Raw genomic sequence first — 22,144 nt, forward strand, 5'->3', positions numbered from 1 at the left:
GCACGCCATGATGCTGACCCTGCCCACAACGGCCCAGCTGGAGCGCTCGCTGTCCCTGCTGCTGCGCCGTGGCGTGGATGTGTCTACGCAGCCCGTGGCCACGCGCTGCCGCTTCGCGGCGGCCGGCAGCTACCACGGCGGCGACAAGACGCCGCTGGCCTGGATGGCGGCCGACCTGCCGCTGGCTGCCCACATGGCGGCTGCCCTCTCGCTGGTGCCGGCGGATGCGGCCGACGACCGCGTGCGTGCCGGCTCGCTGGACCAGACCCTGTGCGAGAACTTCGCCGAGGTGCTGAACGTCGGGGCCCGGCTGATCGTGCGTGACGACGCTGGCCGCCTCACCCTGCTGCAGACCGGCTTCGGGGACGCTGCCGCCGCACTGCTTCCGCCGGCCGGTGCACGCATGCGCCGGGCGCTCGTCCAGGTCGAGATCGCCGGCTACGGCGAAGGCCTGCTCGGGCTCTGGGGCGTGGCATGAGCACGCCCCTGCCCGTGGCCCTGGGGCTGCCCGCTGCCGGCGACGCTTCGTCTCCCGGCACCGAGGGCGGCCCGCCGAGTGCCGAGGCGATGGCGCTGCAGCTGGAGGCCGGTGCCCGTGAACTCGCCCTGGCCAGCGCGATGCTGGCGCAGGCCATGGGCGACCTGCGCGCGGGCTTCGTGCAGGTGGCTGGCCTGAGTCCCGGCCCCGATGCCCTGGCGCGCGACGCCCTCCAGCAGGTCATGGTCGCGCTCCAGGCCGAGGACACGCTCGGCCAGCTGCTGCAGGCTGCCGAGCGGCGGCATGCGCAGCTCGCGCGGGCCATGCGCCTCGTCGCGGACGCCGGCCCCGGTGCGGACCATTCCTGCGCCGCGTGGCCTGCGGCCATGGCCTGGGGCGACGCGCACGGGGCTTCTCTTCCGGCACACGGCAAGGGCCGTGCCGGCTCCCACGAATTCTTCTGAACCGAAAGCGTTGCGATGCGCCTCACCAATTTCAAGACCGGCAGTCGGCTCGCCGTCGCCTTCCTCCTCGTGCTGATCGTCACCGGCCTGGTGGCGACCCTGGCCGTGTCACGGCTCAAGGCCCTGCGCCAGGCCATCGACTACCAGGCGACGGTGATCCATGAGCGCGAGGTCCTCGCGCAGCAGTGGGCGGCCGACATCCGCCTGAACATGGTGCGGGCACTGGCCATCCTGCACAGCCGCGACGCGGCCTATGTGCAGACGCTCTCCCGCGAGACGGAGGCGACCTCGCACCGCATCGGCCAGACGGCGCGACGGGTGGCCGACATGGCCGACGACGAGGAGGCCCGCCAGCACATCGCCCGCGTGGTGGCCGACCGCGGGACCTACACCCGGATGCGCGAGCAGCTGTTCACCGCCCAGGCGGGAGGACGCGTCATGACGATGGATGAGGAACGCTCGCTCATCGCGCATGGCGAGGCCTACCTGGCCGCGCTCGATCGTGTGACCGAGGACATCCGCGACACCGGCAGCCGCCATCGCGCATTCACGCTCGACAGCCTGCAGCGCAGCGAGTGGATGATCGTCGCGGGTGGCATCGTCGCGGTGCTGCTCGGCGGGCTGTGCTCGGTGCTGGTCACCCGCTCGATCACGCGGCCCATCGCCGGTGCCTCGGGGGTGGCCGAGTCGGTGGCCGCGGGCGATCTGACCGTGCGCGTCGAGGTCCTGGGCCGCGACGAGACCGCGCGCCTGCTGCACAGCCTGGAGGCCATGCGCGGCAAGCTCTCGGCCGTGGTCAGCGAGGTGCGCCGCAATGCCGACGGGCTGGCCTCGGCCAGCCGGGAGATCGCCTCCGGCAGCAGCGACCTGTCGGCACGCACCGAGCAGCAGGCCTCAGCGCTGGAGGAGACGGCGGCCTCGATGGAACAGCTCAACACGACCGTGCGCCAGAACTCGGAGCATGCGCAGCGCGCCAGCGACCTGGCCACCCGCGCCTCCGAGGTGGCCGCCGAGGGCGGCGCCGTCGTGGCGCAGGTGGTGCAGACGATGCGCGGCATCGCCGACAGCGCAGGGCGCATCTCCGAGATCATCAGCGTGATCGACGGCATCGCCTTCCAGACCAACATCCTGGCGCTCAACGCCGCCGTCGAAGCCGCCCGCGCCGGCGAGCAGGGCCGCGGCTTCGCGGTGGTGGCCAGCGAGGTGCGCGCGCTGGCCCAGCGCAGCGCCGAGGCCGCCAAGGAGATCAAGTCGCTGATCACCGCCAGTGTGGACACGGTGGCCCACGGCTCGGCCCTGGCCGATCAGGCCGGCAGCACCATGGACCAGGTGGTCGGCGCCATCCGCGGCGTGGCCCAGGTGGCCGGCGAGATCAGTGCGGCCAGCCGCGAGCAGAGCCTGGGCGTCGCCCAGGTGGGCCAGGCCGTGGTTCAGATGGACCAGGCCACCCAGCAGAATGCGGCGGTGGTGGAGGAGCTGTCGGCCGCCGCCGCCGTGCTCAAGGAACAGGCCGAGCACCTGGTGCGCAGCGTGGCGGTGTTCCGCCTCGGTGCCGATGCCGTGGTGCCGGTGGCCGCGCCCACGCGCAAGCCACGTGCGGCTGCGGCAAAGGTCGCCGCCAGCGCCTCGCCTGTGCGGGCCAAGGCAGCGCCGGCACGGCGCCTTTCCGGCCCCACGCCCGCGCTGGCCGCGGCCGGCGCGGACGCCGGTTGGGAATCCTTCTGAGGCCGGGAGCGACACACGCCATGAACAAGACCGTGATGACCGTGGACGACTCCCCCTCCATCCGCCAGATGGTGGCCATGACGCTGCGCATGGGCGGCTATGCCGTGGTGGAGGCCGCCGATGGCGCCGAGGCGCTGGACAAGCTGGCGGAGGGCGTGCACGTCGATGCCATCGTCACCGACCAGAACATGCCGAACGTGGACGGCCTGACCTTCACCCGCCGGCTGCGCGGTCAGGCCCAGCATGCGCGCACCCCCATCCTGATGCTGACCACCGAGTCCAGCGCCGAGATGAAGGCCGCCGGCCGCGCGGCCGGCCTGACGGGCTGGATGGTCAAGCCCTTCGATCCACAGACGCTGATCGCGGTGATCGGCAAGGTGCTGATGTGAACTGCACCGGAAGGGCACGGCGATGAAAGTGGACCTCGGCGAGTTCATCGGCATCTTCGTGGAAGAGGCCCGCGAGCACCTGGACGTGATGGAGTCGCTGCTGCTGGCGCTGGACCCGCAGCAGGTCGATGGCGAGACCCTCAATGCCCTGTTCCGCGCGGCCCATTCGATCAAGGGCGGCGCCACCACCTTCGGTCTGGACGAGGTGACGCGGCTGGCCCACGTGGCCGAGTCGCTGCTGGACCGTGTGCGCGACCGGCGGCTGGCGCTCACCCCCGAGATCGTCGATGCGCTGCTGGTGGCCGACGACGTGATGCGTGCGCAGATCGCGGCCTTCGAGGGCCAGGCGCCCGTGCCGCCCGCGGACGTCGAGGCGGTGCGCGCACGGCTGGCGGCCCTGGCTGGCAGCACCGAGGCGCCGGCCGACCCGGTCGCGGCGCCGGCCACGCCGGCCGCCGTGGCCGAGGCACCGGCCCAGCCCGCGGTCGCCGATCCGATCGTGGGCGAGGGCGTCAAGTTCGGCTTCTTCGACGACGAGCCCGAGGTGGCCGCCGCGCCTGCCGAGGCCGCGCCGGAAGCCGCGCCGGCAGAGACTCCGCAGGCTGCGCCGGTCACGCCCGCGCCCGCTGCCGAGGCGAGCGCACCGGGCGCCGCAATCGCGGCGCCGGCCCCGGCGGCCGCGTCGACCGCGGTGCCGAGCGCGCCGGTGGCCGCCGCGGCGCTGCACGAATCCAGCTCCATCCGCGTCAGCGTCGACAAGGTGGACCAGATCATCAACCTGGTGGGCGAGCTGGTCATCATCCAGTCCATGCTGGCCCAGTACGCACAGGGCGAGACGCCGCAGCATGTCGACCGGCTGCGCTCGGGTCTGGACCTGCTGGACCGCAACACCCGCGGTCTGCAGGAGGCCGCCATGGCCATCCGCATGATGCCGATCTCGGCCGTGTTCAACCGCTTCCCGCGCCTGGCGCGCGACCTGGCGCAGCGCCTGGGCAAGGAGGTCGAGATCCGCCTGGAAGGCGAGGGCACGGAGTTGGACAAGGGCCTGATCGAGCGCATCGTGGACCCGCTCACGCACCTGGTGCGCAACAGCCTGGACCACGGGCTGGAGCTGCCCGCCGACCGCGTGGCGGCCGGCAAGCCGGCCGTGGGTGCGATCACGCTGAGCGCCCGCCACGAAGGCGGCAGCATCGTGATCGAGGTGGCCGACGACGGCCGCGGACTGGACCGCGAGCGCATCCTGGCCAAGGCGCGCGAGCGTGGCATGGTGGTGCCCGAGCAGCCCACCGATGCGCAGGTGTGGTCGCTGATCTTCGAGGCCGGCTTCTCCACGGCCGCCGCCGTCACCGACGTGTCGGGCCGCGGTGTGGGCATGGACGTGGTCCGCCGCAACATCCAGGCCCTGGGCGGCCGGGTGGACGTGAACAGCGAGAAGGGCAAGGGCATGCGCATCGCGGTGCGGCTGCCGCTCACGCTGGCCATCCTCGATGGCCTGTCGGTGGCCTGCGGGGGCGAGGTCTTCATCGTGCCGCTGGCCTTCATCGTCGAATCGCTGCGGGCGGAAGGCGATGCCGTGCGCACCGTGGCCGGCGCGGGCCGCGTGCTGCGCATCCGCGGGCGCTACCTGCCGGTGATCGCGCTGCACGAGGTGCTGGGCCTGCCCGGCAGCAAGCCGCCCGGGCCCGACGGCATCTTCATCGTGCTGGAAACCGACGGTCAGCGTGTCGCGCTCTTCGTGGACGCGCTGCTGGGCCAGCACCAGGTGGTCATCAAGAGCCTGGAAGCCAACTACCGCAAGGTGGCGGGCATCTCGGGCGCCACCATCATGGGCGACGGCCGCGTCGCCCTCATCCTCGATGCGGCGGCGCTGGGCCGTCTGGCGGCTTCGGCCGGCCGCATCGCGTCGCTGCCGGGGGCCACGGCCTCCCTGTCCGAACTCCTTCCTGCCTGAGGCCTGCCATGCACGCTGCAGATACCGCCACCCCCGCCGCCGAACTCGCCCTTCAGATGGCGCAAGCCGGCATCCTCACGTTCCGGCTCGACACCGAGCACTACGGCATCGACATCCTCAAGGTGCAGGAGATCCGCAGCTACGAACCGGTCACCCGCATCCCCCAGGCCGACCCCGCCGTGCGCGGCGTGATCAACCTGCGCGGCGCCATCGTGCCCATCGTCGATCTGCGGCTGCGCTTCGGGCTGCCCCGGGCCGACTGCGACAACTTCACCGCCGTCATCATCGTCAACGTCGGGGCCAAGGTCATCGGCATGGTGGTCGATGGCGTGTCGGAGGTGGTCACGCTCGAGGCCGAGCAGATCCAGCCGCGGCCCGACATGGCGGCGGTGGACCTGTCGTGCATCACCGGCCTGGCGACGCTGCAGGGCCGCATGGTCATGCTGCTCGATCTGGAGGCGCTGCTGGCGCACGTCGCACGGTGAGCCGCGCCAATCCCGCGGCCCTGTCCGCCCTGCCTGCCGCCGCTGCGCGCGAATTCGACTACGGCCCGGCCGACTTCGCGCGCGTGCGCCGGATGATCCACGCCCGCGCCGGCATCGCGCTGGCCGAGAGCAAGGAGGCGATGGTCTACAGCCGGCTGTCGCGGCGGCTGCGGGCCTGCGGGATCGAGCGCTTTCGCGACTACCTGGATGCGCTGGAGCAGGACGCCGGTCAGCCGGAGTGGGAGCAGTTCGTCAATGCGCTGACCACCAACCTCACGTCCTTCTTCCGCGAGCCGCATCACTTTCCGGTGCTGGTGCGGCATCTGCGAAGTCTGCGGCGCAACCGTCCCCTGCGCGTGTGGAGCTGCGCCTCGTCCACCGGCGAGGAGCCGTATTCCATCGCCATGGCCGTGGCGCAGGAGTGGGGCAGTGCCAGTCCGCCGCTGGAGATCCTGGCCACCGATCTGGACACGCGGGTGCTGGCCACCGCCGAGGCGGGCATCTACGACCAGGAGCGGCTGGACAAGCTCACGCACGAGCAGTTGCACCGCCACTTCCTGCGCGGCACCGGTCCCAACGCCGGCAAGGCGCGGGTCAGGCCCGAACTGCGGGCGCTGATGAGCTTCCAGCCCCTGAATCTGCTGGCGTCCGACTGGCCGACGCTGCCTTCCTTCGACGCCATCTTCTGCCGCAACGTGATGATCTATTTCGACAAGCCGACGCAATACCAGGTGCTGCAGAAGCTGGCCCGCCTGCTCGAACCCGACGGGCTGCTCTTCGTCGGCCACTCGGAAAGCCTGCTGTTCGCATCGGACCTGTTCCGCCTGCGCTCGCAGACGGTGTACGAGCGCGTGAAGGCGGTGGCATGAGCGCCCGCAACCCGATCGCCCTGATGGGTGCCCGTCACGGAGACCGCCCATGAGCCTGGACCTGCATCCCGCCGAAAGCGGCAAGCTGCACTACGAAACGGTGTTCGGCCGGCGCGGCGTGCGCGTGCTGCCTGGCGAGTTCCACGCCACCGCCGAGGACCTGGTGCTCGTGACGGTGCTGGGCTCCTGCGTGGCCGCCTGCATCCGCGACCCCGAGCGCGGCGTGGGTGGCATGAACCACTTCATGCTGCCCGATTCCGGCCCGGCCCAGGGCAGCGCCGACTCGGCGCCGGCGCGCTACGGCACCTATGCGATGGAAGTGCTGATCAACCAGCTGGTCAAGCTCGGCGCCCGCCGCAACCGGCTGGAGGCCAAGGTCTTCGGCGGCGCCAACGTCATCCCCGGCATGAATCAGGTCAACATCGGTCATCGCAACGCCCGCTTCGTGCTGGACTTCCTGGCCACCGAGCACATCGCCGTGCGCGCCCAGGATCTGGTGGACACCTGTCCCCGCAAGGTCGCCTACTTTCCACGCACGGGCGAAGCCCGCGTCAAGCGGCTGAACGACGCGCTGCCCGCCAGCGTGGCCAGTCGCGAACAGTCCTACCAGGCCAGCCTGGCTCGCACACCGGTGGCTGGCGCCATCGAGCTGTTCGACTGATGCCGGCGGAACGCCTGCGCATCCTGGTGGTGGACGACTCGGCACTGGTGCGCCAGGTCCTGTGCGCCATCATCGACGCCCAGCCCGACATGCAGGCCGTGGGCACCGCCGTCGACGCCGTCGCCGCCCGCGCGCGCATTGCCGCGCTGGCGCCCGATGCCCTCACGCTCGACATCCAGCTGCCGGGCATGAACGGCCTGGATTTCCTGCGCGAGCTGTCCGGTGGACCGCCCCTGCCGGTGCTGATCGTGGCCACGCCCACCGAGGCCCAGGCCCAGGTGGTCCAGCAGGCCCGCGCTCTCGGGGCCTGTGGTGTCCTGCCCAAGCCGCGCCTTGGCGTGGCACAGGGCCTGCTCGACGATGGCGTGGCCATCTGCCAGGCGCTGCGCACGGCCGTGCAGGCCGCGCGGCGGGCCCGCGCCGAGGCCGGACCCTCCTCGACCTCGGCTGCCGCCACGGCCTCCGCCAGGGGCGGCCCGGCCACGCCCGGCCGCGCGCCGGCCGCACCGCCGGCCGGCGGCGGGCGGGCGGTGCGCGGCGAGCGCATCATCGTCGCGGGGTCTTCCACTGGCGGCACCGAGGCGCTGCTGCAGTTCCTGGCGCAGTTGCCCCCCGACTGCCCCCCGGTCCTGGCGGTGCAGCACATGCCGGCGGGCTTCACGCGCAGCTTTGCCGACCGGCTCGACCGCAACCTGCCGCTGCGCGTGAGCGAGGCGCAGGACGGCCAGCCGCTGCAGCCGGGTCAGGCGCTCATCGCGCCCGGCAGCCATCACCTGATCGTCCGGCGCGGTGCACAGGGTCGGCTCGAAGCCGGCCTGCTGGAGACCGAGCCGGTCAACCGGCATCGGCCGGCGGTCGACGTGCTCTTCGACAGCGCCGCCGTGCTGACGGGTCGGCGGACCAGTGCGGTGCTGATGACCGGCATGGGCCGCGACGGCGCCGCCGGCCTGCTGGCGCTGCGCCGCGCAGGCGCCCTGACCTATGCACAGGACGAAGCCAGCTGCGTTGTCTTCGGCATGCCGCGCGAGGCCATTGCCCTGGGCGCGGCCGGACGGGTGCTGCCCTTGAGCCAACTGGGCGTCGCCCTGATGCAGGACCTGGCCGAGGCGGGCAATTCAGGCTGAGCGCACGAGCCGGAGACCGAGGGGCGGTGCTACATTAGCGCCCGCGCTGCGCGAGCCTTGTGCGGCGATGCGGGAGGTACCGGACGGGCGATCGACGCGCGGTCCGTTTCCTTCGAGGCCCCTCGACGGGGCTTTTTTCTTTCTGGGCCAACAGCAGCGCATGGATGCTCCGGTGACGTCGTTCGGCGGGTGGCGCCATTCCTCGCTCGTGGGAATGACGCCATCACCCGTTTCCGGCGATGAGGCGGACCGCTGGGTCCGCGGCGAATTGGTGCGCTCGCTCATGCGTGCCGCCCGGGGCAACTACATCCTGGCGGCGGTGCTGACCCCCGTGGTCGTCGCCCTCAGCTGGCGGGATGTGCCCTGGTGGGTGGCGTTGTCGTGGGTGTTCCTCGTCATCTGCGTCTCGCTCGCGCGGGTGCGCTTCGAGCACATCTACCGCGAGCGCTACGAGGGTCGCGACGCGGACGCGCAGGAACATTTCATCCATCGCTACCGGCATCTCTGGGGCGCCAGCGGCGTGGTCTGGGGCATGTCGGCGTACCTGTTCTTCGAGCGCACGCCGCTGGTCAACCAGTTCATCTGCTGGTTCATCGTGGCGGGGGCCGCCACCTTCCCCGTGGTCAGCATCGCCCTGCATCCGCCGGTTCTGCGGCGCTACATGGCCTCGCTGTTCGTCACCATGCTGCTGTGCATGGGCCTGCGGGTGGCCGAGGTGGGCGTGGGCGGCCTGCAGTTCGGCCTGCCTTTCGTGCTGCTGCCCGCGCTGCACTGGTGGCTGCTGCTGCATGCGGGCCGCCGCATCTATGAGACGGCGCGCAACAGTTTCGAGCTGCTGTTCCACAACAAGATCCTGATCGCATCGCTCACCCATCAGCGGCAGGCGGCCGTGTCGGCCGTGGCGATGAAGAACCGCTTTTTGGCGAGCGCCGCCCACGACATGCGCCAGCCGGTGCTGGCGCTGTCGCTGTATGCGGACTGGCTGCGCAACGAGCCGGAACTGGTGCACGAGATCGCGCCCAAGATCTCGGGCGCTACGCAGGCGGTGAACGTGCTGTTCGATTCGCTGTTCGACCTGGCACGTATCGATTCGGGCCAGGTGCGGCTGCACATCGAGCGGGTGGACGTGGTGCAGCTGCTGCGCGATCTGGAGCTGCAGTACCGTCCGGTGGCCGAGGCCAAGGGGCTGCGCTTCCGGGTGCACCTGGTGCCCGGCACGGTGCTGACCGATCCGGTGCGCGTGCGCAGGATGCTGGGCAACCTGCTGTCCAACGCGATCAAGTACACGCACGAGGGTGGCGTGCTGCTGGCTGCCCGCCAGACACGCGAGGGCCTGCACGTGGAAGTGTGGGACACCGGCATCGGCATCCCGCGCGAGCACCTGCGCGACGTGTTCCTGGAGTTCTACAAAGTGGCCGACCACGACGCCGGCACCTCCGACGGTTTCGGCCTGGGTCTGGCCATCGTCGCCCGCCTGTCTCACGCCCTGGGCCATGCCGTGAGCGTGCGCTCCCGCGTAGGCCGCGGCAGCATGTTCCGCGTGGTGCTCAACGACGCCGACGAAGCCGAGGCCCAGGCCCGCATGTCGGACGCGGTGGGCTGACCCGCGCGCGGCGCCGAACGGCTGGGATCGGCCCTAGATAGGCCATCAAGTCAGGCGTGTTGCAACATACAACGCGCCCATCGTCGGCAGGCTCCAACAGTCCCCCGATCCGATGGCCGCGGAGCAGGCCAAGCCAGAGCACCCGCGGAACCGGCTTTGCCGGGCCGCTGGGTGCGCCCCCTGCAAGGGGGGAGGCGGAGCGCGAAGCGCGCAGCCTGGGGGTTAGCGAAGATTCGAAAGCAGCCCGTGGCTGCGCGCATGGTGCAGCGCCTGCGTGCGGCTCTTGACGCCCAGTCGGCGGAACAGCCGCCACAGGTGCACCTTGACGGTGTGCTCGCTGATCTCCAGCTGGGTCGCGATGTCGCGGTTGGACAGGCCTTGGTCGAGCATGGCGATCAGCTGCGTCTGCCGACGCGAGAGCTTGCCCGTGGGCGCCGGCGGCTCCAGGTCGCCGTCGTCGGCCAGCAGCAGGCCGCGCAGGGCCGCCGTCAGCTCGGCCGAGCCGCTGGACTTCTCGATGTAGATGTCGGCGCCGGCCTCTATGCAGGCCTCCTCCATGTCGGCGGCGGGCGAGGCGGAATACACGGCCACCGGGATGTCGGGGTACGACTCCTTGACCGTGAGCACGCCCGAGACGCCGGTGACGTCCGGCAGCTTCAGGTCCAGGCAGAACAGCTTGGGCCGGCCGTGGTGCTCCACGGCGTTGGACAGCTTGTCCAGGCGGTCGAGTTCGACCACGTTCTCGGAGGGCCGCAGGCGGCGAAGGACCATCACGATGGCCTCGCGCATCAGGGGATGGTCGTCGATGACGTAGATGCTCATGGTGTGCGTGTCGGGAGAGGGGCCGGGAGGTGGCGTCCGTCGGGGGCGACGTGCCGGGTCAGGACGCTCGGGCGGATTCGGCCGCCGTCTCCGCCAGCACGGCCAGCGCCGCCAGGACGGCAGCGCGGGCCGCATTGTCCAGCGGCGCGAGCCGGGATGCCAGCGCGGCGAGGGCCGGTTCGCCCTCCGCCTGCAACTGCGCGATGGCGCGGCCGGCCTCTTGTGGCGAGGCGAAGCCCAGGCTCTGCAGCAGGACCGTGCCGCGGGAATCCTGCAGCTTGAAGAAGAACTGGCCGTCGCGTTCGCGGTACTGCTTGAAGCTGGGCCGCGCGGCCTTGGCGGCTTTCGCAGCGCCGCCAGCGGCAGTGCCGAGCTGGCCCAGGTTGCGCAGGCCCACCGCTTCGCGCAGGCGGGCGGTGAGGGCGCGCGACAGCACGCGGGCCTTCTCGCCGCCGGCGCGCAGCGTGTCCTCGATGCGTTGCGGCTCGGCCATCAGCGCCTCGTAGCGCTCGCGCAGGGGTGCGACCTCCAGGTCGATGCGGTCCACCAGCACCTGCTTGGCGTCGCCCCATGCGATGCCTTCAGCGTAAGCCTTGCGCAGCGTCTCGGTCTCGTCGGCGGTGGCGAAGGCCTGGTAGATCTGGAACAGCGCCGAGCCCTCGGTGTCCTTGGGCTCACCCGGCGCGCGTGAGTCGGTCACGATGCCGGCGATCAGCTTCTGCAACTGCGCGCGCGAGGAGAAGAGGGGAATGGTGTTGCCGTAGCTCTTGCTCATCTTGCGGCCGTCCAGACCCGGCAGCAGGGCGACGGCGTCGTCGATCTCGGCCTCGGGCAGGGTGAAGTGCTCGCCGTAGAGGTGGTTGAAGCGCTGCGCCATGTCGCGCGCCATCTCGATGTGCTGCACCTGGTCGCGGCCCACCGGCACCTTGTGGGCGTTGAACATCAGGATGTCGGCCGCCATCAGCGCCGGGTACATGAACAGGCCGATGCTCACATCCGCATCCGGGTCGGTGCCGGCGGCGGTGTTGCGGTCCACCGCGGCCTTGTAGGCATGGGCGCGGTTGAGCACGCCCTTGCCGGTCACGCAGCTGAGGAACCAGGTCAGCTCCGGAATCTCGGGGATGTCGGACTGGCGGTAGAAGGTGACGCGCTCGGGGTCGAGGCCGCAGGCCAGCCAGGAGGCGGCGATCTCCAGCGTGGAGCGCTGGATGCGCGCCGGCTCGTCGCACTTGATGAGCGCGTGGTAGTCGGCCAGGAAGTAGTAGCTCTGCACGTCCGGGCGCTGGCTGAAGCGCACCGAATGGCGGATCGAGCCGACGTAGTTGCCCAGGTGCGGCGTGCCGGTGGTGGTGATGCCGGTCAGGAAGCGGGTCGGAGCGGAGGCGGAGGACATGGCGGGGCGGACGGCAGCGAAAGGGAAATCAGCGCAGCAGCGCGGCGATGGGCGAGATCAGCAGGTTCAGGAAGGCATAGCCCAGGCCCATCAGCGGCCGCAGCCACAGCGAGCCGACCACGCCCAGCACCACCAGGCCCATCACGATGAAGAAGCCGAAGGGCTCGATGCGGGCCAGCCAGTACTGGGCTCGGCCGCGCGGCAGCAGGCCGGCCAGGATGCGGCCGCCGTCGAGCGGTGGCAGCGGGAACAGGTTGAAGGCCCACATCACAAGGTTGGTCAGGATGCCGGCATTGGCCATGCCGACGAAGAAGCGCTCCTGCACGCCGGCCACGGTGAGCCCGACCAGGAACAGCGTCCAGAGGATGGCCTGGATGAAGTTGGAGGCGGGCCCCGCCAGCGCCACCCAGATCATGTCGCGCTTGGGGTTGCGCAGGTGGCCGAAGTTGACCGGCACCGGCTTGGCGTAGCCGAACAGGAAGGCGCCCGAGGTGGCGAAGTACAGCAGGATCGGCATCGCGATGGTGCCGATCGGGTCGATGTGCTTGAGCGGGTTGAGCGTGAGCCGCCCCATCATCAGCGCGGTGTTGTCGCCGAAATGGCGGGCCACGTAGCCATGGGCCGCCTCGTGCACCGTGATCGCGAAGATCACCGGCAGGGCGTAGATGAGGACGGTCTGGATGAGGTTGGAGGCTTCCACCGCGGGATTGTCTCAGACGCGATTCACAGGCCCAGGGGCCCCAGCGGGCCTCGCCCTTGACGGATCAGCGCCGGCTCGCCGCCCGCGTCCATGGGCGTCAGGTCGACCACCGTGGTCGGTTCGGACGCGCAGGCGCCGGCATCGATCACTGCGCCGATCAGCTTCTCGAAGCGGTCGCGGATGGCCTCGGGCTCGTTCATGGGCTCGGTCTCGCCCGGCGGGATGAGCGTGCTGGCCAGCAGCGGCGCGCCGTGCAGCGCCAGCAGTTCGGCGAGCACGGGATGTTCCGGCACGCGCAGGCCGATGGTCTTGCGCTGCGGATGGCTCACGCGGCGGGGGACTTCCTTGGTCGCCTCCAGCACGAAGGTGTAGGGGCCGGGCGTGCAGGTCTTGAGCAGGCGGTACTGGCGGTTGTCCACGCGGGCGTAGTTGGCCAGTTCGCTCAGGTCGCGGCACAGCAGCGTCAGCAGCCGCTTCTCGTCGATCTGGCGGATGCGGCGCAGCTTGTCGACCGCGTTCTTGTCGTCCAGTTGGCAGGCCAGCGCGTAGCTGGAGTCGGTGGGCACCGCGATCACCTCGCCCTTGGCGAGCAGCGCCGCCGCCTGCTTGAGCAGGCGTGGCTGGGGGTTGTCGGGGTGCACCTCGAAATACTGGGCCATGTCCTTGTCCTCCTGTCGAAGTTCAGCCCTCGACCGGCTCGATGGGCTGGCGCCGCTCGCGCACCGTGAGCCAGGCGCCGCCGGCACCGCACACGGCGATCAGGCCGATGCCCGCGAACGAAAGTTGGTCAGGCAACTGGTCGAACACCAGCCAGCCGCCGAGCATGGCGAAGCCGATCTGGGCATAGAGAAAGGGCGTGAGGGTCGACGCATGGGCCCGCTGGTAGGCCAGGATCAGCAGGAAATGGCCCACGGTGCCCATCAGGCCCATGAGCGCCAGCAGGGCCCAGTCCTGCCAGGCGGGCAGCGCCTCCCAGGCGAAGGGCAGGAACAGCGCAGCGATCAGCGTGCCCACCCAGCCGGTGTAGAAGTGCAGCGTCAGGGGCTTTTCGGTGCGGGCCAGGCGGCTGGTCAGCACCTGGAACCAGGCGTTGCACACCACCAGTCCCACGGGCATGAGCACCGCCCAGCCGAAGCCCTCGCCCCCCGGGCGCAGGATCAGCAGCGTGCCCACGAAGCCGCCCGCCACCAGCGCCCAGCGCAGGGCCGACACCCGCTCACCCAGGAGTGTGGCGGCCATCAGCGTGACGGCCAGCGGAACGACCAGCACGATGGCGGTGAATTCGGCCATGGGCATGTGGCCCAGGCTGAGATAGGCCAGCAGGCTGCTGCCCAGCAACAGCGCCCCGCGCAGCACCTGGAAGCGCGGGTGCTGCGTGCGCAGCAGCGCCGTGCCGTGCAGCGGCAGCAGGATGGCGGTGGTGGCGACGGCCTGGAAGGCGTAGCGGAACCACACGGCCATGAACACGGGCACGGTGGCTGAGGCGACCTTGGTGGTGGTGTCGAGCACCGCGAAACAGCCCACGGCCATCAGCAGCAGCCCCATGCCGGCGAGCGTCCGCAGGGTGTCGCGCGCGGGGACGGCACCCCGCGTGGCGCAGGCCGCGCCGGTCACTGCACGCGGTCCGCCAGCAGGGACCAGACGGGCTGCAGGCTGGGCGAAAGAAGGGGCAGACGCCCCAGGTCGCAATGGCTTTCTTCGGGGCTGTGGAAGTCGCTGCCGCGGGAGGCGGCAAAGCCGAATTCCAGCGCCTTCTCGGCATATTCGACGTACTCGGCCGGCGTGTGGCTGCCGGTGACCACCTCCACCGCCTGGCCGCCGTGGCCCTTGAACTCGGTGAAGAGGGCGTATTCCTCGTTGGCGGTGAACTTGTAGCGGCCCGGGTGCGCGATGACGGCCATGCCGCCGGCATCGCGGATCCAGCGGATCGCATCGCCCAGGTTGGCCCAGCGGTGGGGCACATAGCCGGGCTTGCCTTCGGTCAGGTACTTGCGGAACACCTCGGAGGTGTCGCGGCAGTGGCCTTGCTCGACCAGGAAGCGCGCGAAGTGGGTGCGCGAGATGAGTTCGGGATTGCCGACGAAGCGCAGCGCGCCTTCGTAGGCGCCCTTGATGCCCACCCGGGCGAGCTGGTCGGCGATCTCGCGGGCGCGAGGTCCGCGGCCGTTGCGGGTGTCGTACAGGCCCTGGCGCACGGCGGCGTCCTCGGCATCGAAGCCCAGGCCCACGATGTGCACCGTCTCGGCGCAGAAGGTGACGGAGATCTCGACCCCGGTGAGGAAGCGCAGGCCGTTGGCGCGGGCGGCTTCGGCGGCACGCTGCAGGCCGCCCACCTCGTCGTGGTCCGTCAGGGCCCACAGCTGCACCCCGTTGGCCGCCGCGCGGGCGGCCAGATCTTCAGGCGTCAACGTGCCGTCCGAGACCACGGAGTGGCAATGAAGGTCGGCGTTGAGGTCGTTATCGAACACCCGTGCGATTCTAAGGACTCGGTTTCGCCATGCCCGCGCAGGGGGCGCTGCATCGGGAAACGCGCCGACCCGCTTCAACAACCCCGGAACTGACTCGGAGTTGTCATATTTCCCAGGGGGAGGCAAGAGGAGAATCCGCGCCTGTCTGTCATCTTTTGCCTACGCATGAACGCCATCAAGGAAGCCCGCCGCTACATCGAACGCCGTCCGCCGGAAGATCCAGCGGCCCGTACGCTGGCGGCCCTCGTCCTGGCGCTGGAGACCGACCGCGGTTTTGACCTGTCCTCGCTCTACGACCTGGACTACAAGAGCTTCGACCTGGCCATCGAGGTGCTGCGCGACTGGCGCCTGGACCGCTACTACGCCGGCAAGGCCAAGCTGTTCGATCTCTCCATGCAGGTGCATCAGTCGCCGGAGACACCGGCCACGTCCGCCGACGCTACTTCTTCTTCCTGAAGGCCAGCCAGGCCGCCACGGCCGTGAAGGTGGCCACGATGGCCACCAGATGCCAGAACCCGTGCGGGTTCTCGGCCAGCGGGATGCCGCCCACGTTCATGCCGAACAGGCCGGCCAGGATGTTGATGGGCAGCGCCAGCACCGTTACCACCGTCAGCACGAACAGGCTGCGGTTGTTGTCCTCCTGAACGCTGGCGGCGATCTCTTCCTGCAGCAGCTTCACGCGCTCCTGCAGGCCATGCATGTCGCGCAGCACGACCGAGAACTCCTCCGACGCATCGCGCAGCCCCTGCGCATCGGCCTCGGCCATCCAGGCCGGCGGGCGCTGCAGCAGGCGGAACAGCGCTGCCGGCTCTGGCGCCAGCAGGCGCTGAAGCCGCACCAGCACGCGACGCAATTCGCCCAGCTTTGCGCGCTGCGCGTCGGGGCGGCGGGCGAGCAGGGCGTCCTCGATGGCGTCGATGCGTCCGGTGACGCTGCGCACCACGCCGACCAGCACATCAGCCTGCGTCCGCATCAGCCGCTCCAGCAACTCGGTGGTGGAGCGCGGCGCCTCGCCCGTGCGCACGGCCAGGCGCAGGTCGTCCACCGAGCGAAGCGGCCGCGTGCGCGCCGTGACCACCAGCCGTGGACCGACGCCGATCCACAGCGTGGCGATGTCCGAGGGCTCGAAGCCGAAGTCGAAATGCAGGTCGTTGATGACGGCTACCAACGCGTCGTCGTCGCGCTCGATGCGGGTCGAATGCGCGCCATCGCGCAACGCCTCGTAGAAGCTGTCGGGCAAGCCGGCATGGCGCTCCAGCCAGCGCTCGGCCTGGGCATGGCTCAGGTTGAAGTGCAGCCATGCGTAGGGCGGGGCGCCAGCCGGTTCGCCACGGGCGACGGTGCTGGCGTCGCCGTGCGTGTCGCCGACCCCTTGCAACCACAGCGCGGCCTCGTCCAGATCGAGCGGGCGCGGCGGCGCAGAGGTCTCGCCGTCGAAGAGGTAGCCGCAGATCAAGCCGGCGGCGTCGGCGCCGTGGGCGGCAGCGAGCGGAACGGGGGGCGGCAGGAGCGAGGGCACGGCGCGGGGAGCGAAAGTAGGTCTGGGATGATGTGACGTCGGCATGTCAATCCGATGACGGCCCGGGCGGGCACTGTCATGGTTGCGTCACGGGGCCGCACGAGCATGTGCGGCGTTCTTGTCCTTCTCTTGCGGTGCCTGCCATGTCTTCCTCTGCCTTCACGCCCACCGACCATGACCTGCTGATGCGCCGCATCGCCGAGGATCTGATCGACGGCTACGACGAGGAGATCGAGCTGGAGCTGGAAGACCGCGTGGTCGGCGCCGACGGCATGCTGAGGCACGAGGAGGGCAGCATGCCCCGCCGGGCCTACTTCGAGGCGCTGTTCCGTCTGCAGGGCGAGCTGGTCAAGCTGCAGGACTGGGTGCAGCACACGGGCCAGAAGGTGGTGATCCTGTTCGAGGGCCGCGACGCGGCGGGCAAGGGCGGTGTCATCAAGCGCATCACTCAGCGGCTGAACCCGCGGGTAGCCCGGGTGGCGGCGCTGCCGGCGCCCAACGACCGCGAGCGCACGCAGTGGTACTTCCAGCGTTACGTGTCACACCTGCCGGCGGCGGGCGAGATGGTGCTGTTCGACCGCAGCTGGTACAACCGCGCCGGCGTCGAGAAGGTGATGGGCTTCTGCACCGACGACGAGCTGGAGGAGTTCTTCCGCACGGTGCCCGAGTTCGAGAAGATGCTGGTGCGCTCGGGCATCCGCCTGATCAAGTACTGGTTCTCCATCACCGACGAGGAGCAGCATCTGCGCTTCCTGGGTCGTATCCACGATCCGCTCAAGCAGTGGAAGCTCAGCCCCATGGACCTGGAAAGCCGCCGCCGCTGGGAGGACTACACCAAGGCCAAGGAGGCGATGCTGGAGCGCACCCACATCCCCGAAGCGCCGTGGTGGGTGGTGCAGGCGGTGGACAAGAAGAAGGCGCGCCTGAACTGCATCACGCACCTGCTGGGGCAGATGCCCTACCGCGAGGTGGAGCATCCGCCCATCGCGCTGCCTGACCGCGAGCGGCATCCGGACTATTTCCGCCAGCCCGTGCCGCAAAGCATGATCGTTCCGGAAATTTACTAACCCCCAGGCTGCGCGCTTCGCGCTCCGCCTCCCCCCTTGCAGGGGGCGCATCCTGCGGCCCGGCAAAGCCGGTTCCGCGGATGCTTCGGCTTGGCCTGCTCCGCGGCCTCTCGAGTATTCGTTCGTCGGACCGCGCTGGCGGTAGGCAACGCCGCGGTGCGCCGGCCACGTACGCAGCCGGCGTCGCGTTGGGACGTCTGCTGCTTGACGGCGCGCGGCGCGGTCCCAAGCATGGAGCGCTTCGCTTCTGCCCAAGGCCCCGCCATGCCCCGTCGTCCCCCTTCCCTCGGCCGTACTTTCGCCAAGGCCTATCAGCGGCAGTTGAAGGCCGTCACCGGCGCGATGGCCCGCGCCGGGCAGGGGGCGGCCAAGCGGGTGCGCAATGCGGCGGCGGAGAGTACGCGGCCGCCACCCGGGCCGGGCGACTGGCTGGCCGGGATCGCCTTCGCGGCCGGTGGGGCCTGCCGCTATCACCTGTTCGTACCGCCGCCGGTGCCGGGGCGGCCGGTGCGTGGCATGCCACTGGTGGTGATGCTGCACGGTTGCCGGCAGACGGCGCGCGACTTCGCCATCGGCTCGCGCATGAATGCGCTGGCGCGGCGAGAGGGCTTTCTGGTGCTCTATCCGCAGCAGTCGGCGCTGGCCAATCCGGAAGGCTGCTGGAACTGGTTTTCTGAACAGCGCGCCGATGCCGAGGTGGGTCTGGTGCTGGCGGCCATCGACCAGGCCTGCCTGCTCTACGGCGCCGATGCCTCGCGCATCGCCGTGGCCGGGCTGTCGGCCGGCGCAGGGCTGGCCGCGCGGCTGGCGATGCGCGCGCCCGAGCGGCTGCAGGCGGTGATGATGCATTCGGGTGTCGCGCCGGGTGCCGCGACCTCGGCGCGCCAGGCACTGGGCGCCATGTCGGGCCGGCGCGCGCCCGTGCTGGAACTGGCGGCCGACGGCGCCGCCATGCTGCCGCCGCTGCTGGTGGTGCAGGGCGGACGCGACATGGTGGTGCGACCCGCGGCCGGCCGCCTGGCGGCCGAGGTCTGGGCCCGCGCCGTCGGCGCCGAGTCCACCGACACCGTGACTCAGCAACGCGGCAAGCGCCATCCCATGCAGGTCACCGACTTCCGACGGGGACGCGTGGTGGAGGTGCGCCTGGTGGAGATCGAGGCGCTGGGCCATGCCTGGAGCGGGGGCAGCTCCCGCGGCAGCTACACCGACCCCGCGGGGCCGGACGCGAGCCGGCTGTTCTGGGATTTCTCGCGCCGCGCATTCGCGGCGGCATGTACGCCACCCGGCGTATAGCCCGTCCGGGGCCCGGCAAGGAGACTCCATCCCGTTCCTTCCATCCCTTGCCAACCGAAACCCCAGGAGAAGAGCAGCCATGCAACGTCGCTTCACCCTCAAGGCGCTGACCGCCAGCGTCGCCCTCGCCAGCCTCGGCGCCGCGCCCGCCTTTGCCCAGCAGGACACCATCAAGGTCGGCGTGCTGCACTCGCTGTCCGGCACCATGGCCATTTCCGAGACCGTGCTCAAGGACACGGTGCTGATGGCCATCGACGAAATCAACGCCAAGGGCGGCGTGCTGGGCAAGAAGCTCGAGCCCGTGGTGGTCGACCCGGCCTCCAACTGGCCCCTGTTCGCCGAGAAGACCAAGCAGCTGCTGGGTCAGGACAAGGTCTCGGTCATCTTCGGCTGCTGGACCTCGGTGTCGCGCAAGTCGGTGCTGCCGGTCGTCGAAGAGATGAACGGCCTGCTGTTCTACCCCGTGCAGTACGAGGGTGAAGAGCTGTCGAAGAACGTGTTCTACACCGGTGCCGCGCCCAACCAGCAGGCCATTCCCGCCGTCGACTACCTGATGAGCAAGGAAGGCGGCGCCGCCAAGCGCTGGGTGCTGCTGGGCACCGACTACGTGTACCCCCGCACCACCAACAAGATCCTGCGCGCCTACCTCAAGAGCAAGGGCGTGGCCGACAAGGACATCGACGAGAAGTACACCCCCTTCGGCCACAGCGACTACCAGACCATCGTCGCCGACATCAAGAAGTTCAGCCAGGGCGGCAAGACGGCCGTGGTGTCCACCATCAATGGCGACTCCAACGTGCCCTTCTACAAGGAACTGGGCAACGCCGGCCTGAAGGCCAAGGACGTGCCGGTGGTCGCCTTCTCGGTGGGTGAGGAAGAGCTGCGCGGCGTCGACACCAAGCCGCTGGTGGGCCACCTGGCCGCCTGGAACTACTTCATGAGCATCAAGAGCCCGGCCAACACCGAGTTCATCAAGAAGTGGTCCGCCTATGCCAAGGCCAAGAACATCCCCGGCCACAAGGACAAGCCGCTGACCAACGACCCGATGGAAGCCACCTACATCGGCATCAACATGTGGAAGCAGGCCGTCGAGAAGGCCAAGTCCACCGACACCGACAAGGTCATCGCCGCCATGGCAGGCCAGACCTTCAACGCACCCTCGGGCATCGTGAGCAAGATGGACGAGAAGAACCACCACCTGCACAAGTCGGTGTTCATCGGCGAGATCCAGGCCGACGGTCAGTTCAAGGTGGTGTGGAAGACCAAGGAGCCGGTCAAGGCCAAGCCCTGGAGCCCGTACATCGAAGGCAACGACAAGAAGAAGGACGAGCCGGACGGCAAGTCAAAGGTTTGACCACCCCGTTTCTTGCTCACTTCGTGTAGCCGAATCCCCCTCGAGGGGCGCACCCGGCGGCCCGGCAAAGCCGGTTCCGCGGGTGCGTGCGAACTGGCTGCGCTTCGCTCGCCCTGGGCTAACGGGCGACACGGCTCGATCTTGCTTGTCGGGATCGGGCCTTCTTTGTTTATGTCGAGGATGACGTGAAGACACCCCTGCGTTTGTTCATGCAGATGGCCTGCCTCGCCCTGCTCATGCTGGCTGGGCCGGCCCGGGCGCTGACGGCCGACGAGGCTCTGGCCATGGCCTCGGGCGATGCCGAAAGCCGCATCGCGGCCATCAACAAGGCCGTGGCCGTGGCCGACGAGAAGACCAAGGCCTTCCTGCAGGCGCTGGTGGACGAGGCGGTGAAGTTCACCGACAAGCAGGCTTTCGTCATGAAGGACGACAAGGGATTCGACCCGGTCACCGGCGCCGAGCTGAAGGTGCCGGCCGAGGCCGAGGATGTCGTCAACAACAACCTGATGCGCGGCGCGCTCGATGCCGCGCAGGCGGCGCTGCAGCTCACCAGCCCCGACGAAGCCGTGCGGCTGGAAGCGGCCGAGGCCCTGTTCAAGGAGCCCGACGAATCGCGCGTGCCGCTGATCGAGAAGGCCCTGGCCGCCGAGCAGAGCGCCAAGGTCAAGGCCAAGCTGATGCTGGTGCGCGACGCTTCCATGCTCTCCAGCGCCGACGCCGCCAAGCGTCTGGCCGCCGCCAAGGCGCTGGGCGACAACAAGAACCCCGACACCAAGCTGCTGCTCAACCAGCGGCTGGCCGATGAGACCGATCCGCAGGTCAAGGCCGCCATCCAGGCCAGCATCGCGTCCATCGACGGCGCGCTGGTGTGGGGCGACCGGCTGGGCGTGATCTTCAGCGGCATCAGCCTGGGCTCGGTGCTGCTGCTGGCGGCCCTGGGCCTGGCCATCACCTACGGCCTGATGGGCGTGATCAACATGGCCCACGGCGAGCTGATGATGATCGGCGCCTATGCCACCTATGTGATTCAGGGCGTGTTCCAGCGCTTCCTGCCCGAGTCGATGTTCGGCTGGTACCTGGTGGCCGCCATCCCGGTCTCGTTCATGGCCTCGGCCCTGGTGGGCGCGGTGCTGGAGCGGGGCGTGATCCGCTTCCTGTACGGCCGGCCGCTGGAGACGCTGCTGGCCACCTGGGGCATCAGCCTGATGCTGCAGCAGCTGGTGCGCACGATTTTCGGCGCGCAGAACGTAGGCGTCGAGAACCCCGGCTGGATGAGCGGCGGGCTGGAGGTGCTCTCCAACCTGGTGCTGCCCTGGAACCGCATCGGCATCATCATCTTTGCCGGCCTCGTGCTGGCGTCCATGGCCTGGCTGATCAGCCGCACGCGCCTGGGCCTCTTCGTGCGCGGGGTGACGCAAAACCGGCCCATCGCCTCGTGCATGGGCGTGAACACGGCTCGGGTGGACACCTACGCCTTCGCGCTGGGTTCGGGCATTGCCGGCCTCGCGGGCTGTGCGCTCAGCCAGATCGGCAACGTGGGCCCCGACCTGGGCCAGAGCTACATCGTCGACAGCTTCATGGTGGTGGTGATGGGCGGCGTGGGCCAACTGGCCGGCACCGTCTACGCGGCCCTGGGCCTGGGCGTGCTCAACAAGTTCATCGAAGGCTGGGCGGGCGCGGTGCTGGCCAAGATCGCCATCCTGGTCTTCATCATCGTGTTCATCCAGAAGCGGCCGCAGGGCATCTTCGCGATCAAGGGCCGCAGTGCCGAGGCCTGAA

22 protein-coding genes are annotated in these 22,144 nt (G+C 69.9%); 15 read left to right on the forward strand and 7 right to left on the reverse strand.

Annotated features, from left to right (window positions below; genetic code table 11):
* Positions 1-7 precede the first annotated feature (7 nt).
* The 10 genes from QZ772_RS17880 (at position 8) to QZ772_RS17925 (ending at position 9,749) form a co-directional block, all read left to right on the forward strand.
* The gene (locus QZ772_RS17880) at positions 8-478 is read left to right on the forward strand and encodes a hypothetical protein (protein WP_295529057.1); all 471 of its coding nucleotides are present in this window, start codon (positions 8-10) and stop codon (positions 476-478) included.
* Positions 475-942 carry a hypothetical protein gene (locus QZ772_RS17885; protein WP_295529059.1) on the forward strand — a complete coding sequence of 156 codons (468 nt, stop codon included), beginning with the start codon at positions 475-477 and terminating at the stop codon, positions 940-942. The genes QZ772_RS17880 and QZ772_RS17885 overlap by 4 nt, the downstream gene beginning before the upstream one ends.
* A 15-nt stretch (positions 943-957) precedes the next feature.
* Entirely contained in the window at positions 958-2,667 is a 1,710-nt protein-coding gene (locus QZ772_RS17890) for a methyl-accepting chemotaxis protein (protein ID WP_295529061.1), read from the forward strand.
* Between the two features lie 20 nt (positions 2,668-2,687).
* On the forward strand, positions 2,688-3,056 hold the full coding sequence (locus tag QZ772_RS17895; RefSeq protein ID WP_295529063.1) for a response regulator: 369 nt from the start codon (positions 2,688-2,690) through the stop codon (positions 3,054-3,056).
* A 22-nt stretch (positions 3,057-3,078) separates the two neighbouring features.
* Complete coding sequence (locus tag QZ772_RS17900) at positions 3,079-5,007, forward strand: chemotaxis protein CheW (protein ID WP_295529064.1); 1,929 nt, start codon at positions 3,079-3,081, stop codon at positions 5,005-5,007.
* Between the two features lie 8 nt (positions 5,008-5,015).
* The gene (locus QZ772_RS17905; RefSeq protein ID WP_295529066.1) at positions 5,016-5,492 is read left to right on the forward strand and encodes a chemotaxis protein CheW; all 477 of its coding nucleotides are present in this window, start codon (positions 5,016-5,018) and stop codon (positions 5,490-5,492) included.
* Positions 5,489-6,361, forward strand: a complete 873-nt coding sequence (locus QZ772_RS17910; protein WP_295529068.1) for a CheR family methyltransferase — start codon at positions 5,489-5,491, stop codon at positions 6,359-6,361. The genes QZ772_RS17905 and QZ772_RS17910 overlap by 4 nt, the downstream gene beginning before the upstream one ends.
* Before the next feature lie 49 nt (positions 6,362-6,410).
* Positions 6,411-7,022: a chemoreceptor glutamine deamidase CheD gene (gene cheD / locus QZ772_RS17915; RefSeq protein WP_295529070.1), complete on the forward strand. Its 612-nt coding sequence runs from the start codon at positions 6,411-6,413 to the stop codon at positions 7,020-7,022.
* Positions 7,022-8,146: a chemotaxis-specific protein-glutamate methyltransferase CheB gene (gene cheB / locus QZ772_RS17920; RefSeq protein ID WP_295529072.1), complete on the forward strand. Its 1,125-nt coding sequence runs from the start codon at positions 7,022-7,024 to the stop codon at positions 8,144-8,146. The genes cheD and cheB overlap by 1 nt, the downstream gene beginning before the upstream one ends.
* Before the next feature lie 214 nt (positions 8,147-8,360).
* Positions 8,361-9,749, forward strand: a complete 1,389-nt coding sequence (locus QZ772_RS17925; RefSeq protein WP_295529074.1) for a HAMP domain-containing sensor histidine kinase — start codon at positions 8,361-8,363, stop codon at positions 9,747-9,749.
* Between the two features lie 222 nt (positions 9,750-9,971).
* Here the strand turns inward: QZ772_RS17925 and QZ772_RS17930 are convergent, their stop codons facing one another.
* From QZ772_RS17930 to QZ772_RS17955, 6 genes are all read right to left on the reverse strand, one after another.
* Positions 9,972-10,571, reverse strand: coding sequence for a response regulator transcription factor (locus tag QZ772_RS17930; RefSeq protein ID WP_295529076.1), 600 nt, complete (start codon positions 10,569-10,571; stop codon positions 9,972-9,974).
* A gap of 58 nt (positions 10,572-10,629) precedes the next feature.
* On the reverse strand, positions 10,630-11,964 hold the full coding sequence (locus QZ772_RS17935) for a tryptophan--tRNA ligase (RefSeq protein WP_295529078.1): 1,335 nt from the start codon (positions 11,962-11,964) through the stop codon (positions 10,630-10,632).
* Between the two features lie 28 nt (positions 11,965-11,992).
* Positions 11,993-12,664 carry a site-2 protease family protein gene (locus QZ772_RS17940; RefSeq protein ID WP_295529079.1) on the reverse strand — a complete coding sequence of 224 codons (672 nt, stop codon included), beginning with the start codon at positions 12,662-12,664 and terminating at the stop codon, positions 11,993-11,995.
* A 23-nt stretch (positions 12,665-12,687) separates the two neighbouring features.
* On the reverse strand, positions 12,688-13,323 hold the full coding sequence (locus tag QZ772_RS17945; protein ID WP_295529081.1) for an L-threonylcarbamoyladenylate synthase: 636 nt from the start codon (positions 13,321-13,323) through the stop codon (positions 12,688-12,690).
* A gap of 22 nt (positions 13,324-13,345) precedes the next feature.
* Positions 13,346-14,209, reverse strand: a complete 864-nt coding sequence (locus QZ772_RS17950) for a DMT family transporter (RefSeq protein ID WP_295529250.1) — start codon at positions 14,207-14,209, stop codon at positions 13,346-13,348.
* A 65-nt stretch (positions 14,210-14,274) separates the two neighbouring features.
* Positions 14,275-15,132, reverse strand: a complete 858-nt coding sequence (locus QZ772_RS17955; protein WP_295529083.1) for a 3',5'-nucleoside bisphosphate phosphatase — start codon at positions 15,130-15,132, stop codon at positions 14,275-14,277.
* 165 nt (positions 15,133-15,297) lie between these two features.
* On the opposite strand from QZ772_RS17955, the gene QZ772_RS17960 reads away from it, so the two are divergent.
* A complete protein-coding gene (locus tag QZ772_RS17960; RefSeq protein WP_017761105.1) occupies positions 15,298-15,588 on the forward strand; it encodes a hypothetical protein in 291 nt (96 codons plus the stop codon).
* On the opposite strand, the gene QZ772_RS17965 is transcribed toward QZ772_RS17960, so the two are convergent.
* Positions 15,572-16,651, reverse strand: a complete 1,080-nt coding sequence (locus tag QZ772_RS17965; RefSeq protein WP_295529086.1) for a transporter — start codon at positions 16,649-16,651, stop codon at positions 15,572-15,574. The genes QZ772_RS17960 and QZ772_RS17965 overlap by 17 nt on opposite strands.
* 143 nt (positions 16,652-16,794) lie before the next feature.
* Between QZ772_RS17965 and ppk2 the strand changes: the two genes are divergently transcribed.
* From ppk2 to urtB, 4 genes are all read left to right on the forward strand, one after another.
* Positions 16,795-17,718 carry a polyphosphate kinase 2 gene (gene ppk2 / locus QZ772_RS17970; RefSeq protein WP_295529088.1) on the forward strand — a complete coding sequence of 308 codons (924 nt, stop codon included), beginning with the start codon at positions 16,795-16,797 and terminating at the stop codon, positions 17,716-17,718.
* Positions 17,719-17,982: 264 nt separating this feature from the next.
* On the forward strand, positions 17,983-19,011 hold the full coding sequence (locus QZ772_RS17975; protein WP_295529090.1) for a PHB depolymerase family esterase: 1,029 nt from the start codon (positions 17,983-17,985) through the stop codon (positions 19,009-19,011).
* 79 nt (positions 19,012-19,090) lie between these two features.
* A complete protein-coding gene (urtA, locus tag QZ772_RS17980; protein WP_295529093.1) occupies positions 19,091-20,365 on the forward strand; it encodes an urea ABC transporter substrate-binding protein in 1,275 nt (424 codons plus the stop codon).
* Positions 20,366-20,574: 209 nt separating this feature from the next.
* Complete coding sequence (urtB, locus tag QZ772_RS17985; RefSeq protein ID WP_295529252.1) at positions 20,575-22,143, forward strand: urea ABC transporter permease subunit UrtB; 1,569 nt, start codon at positions 20,575-20,577, stop codon at positions 22,141-22,143.
* Position 22,144: the final 1 nt, after the last annotated feature.

The organism is uncultured Pseudacidovorax sp., assembly GCF_913773995.1.
Classification (GTDB): Bacteria; Pseudomonadota; Gammaproteobacteria; order Burkholderiales; family Burkholderiaceae_C; genus Xenophilus.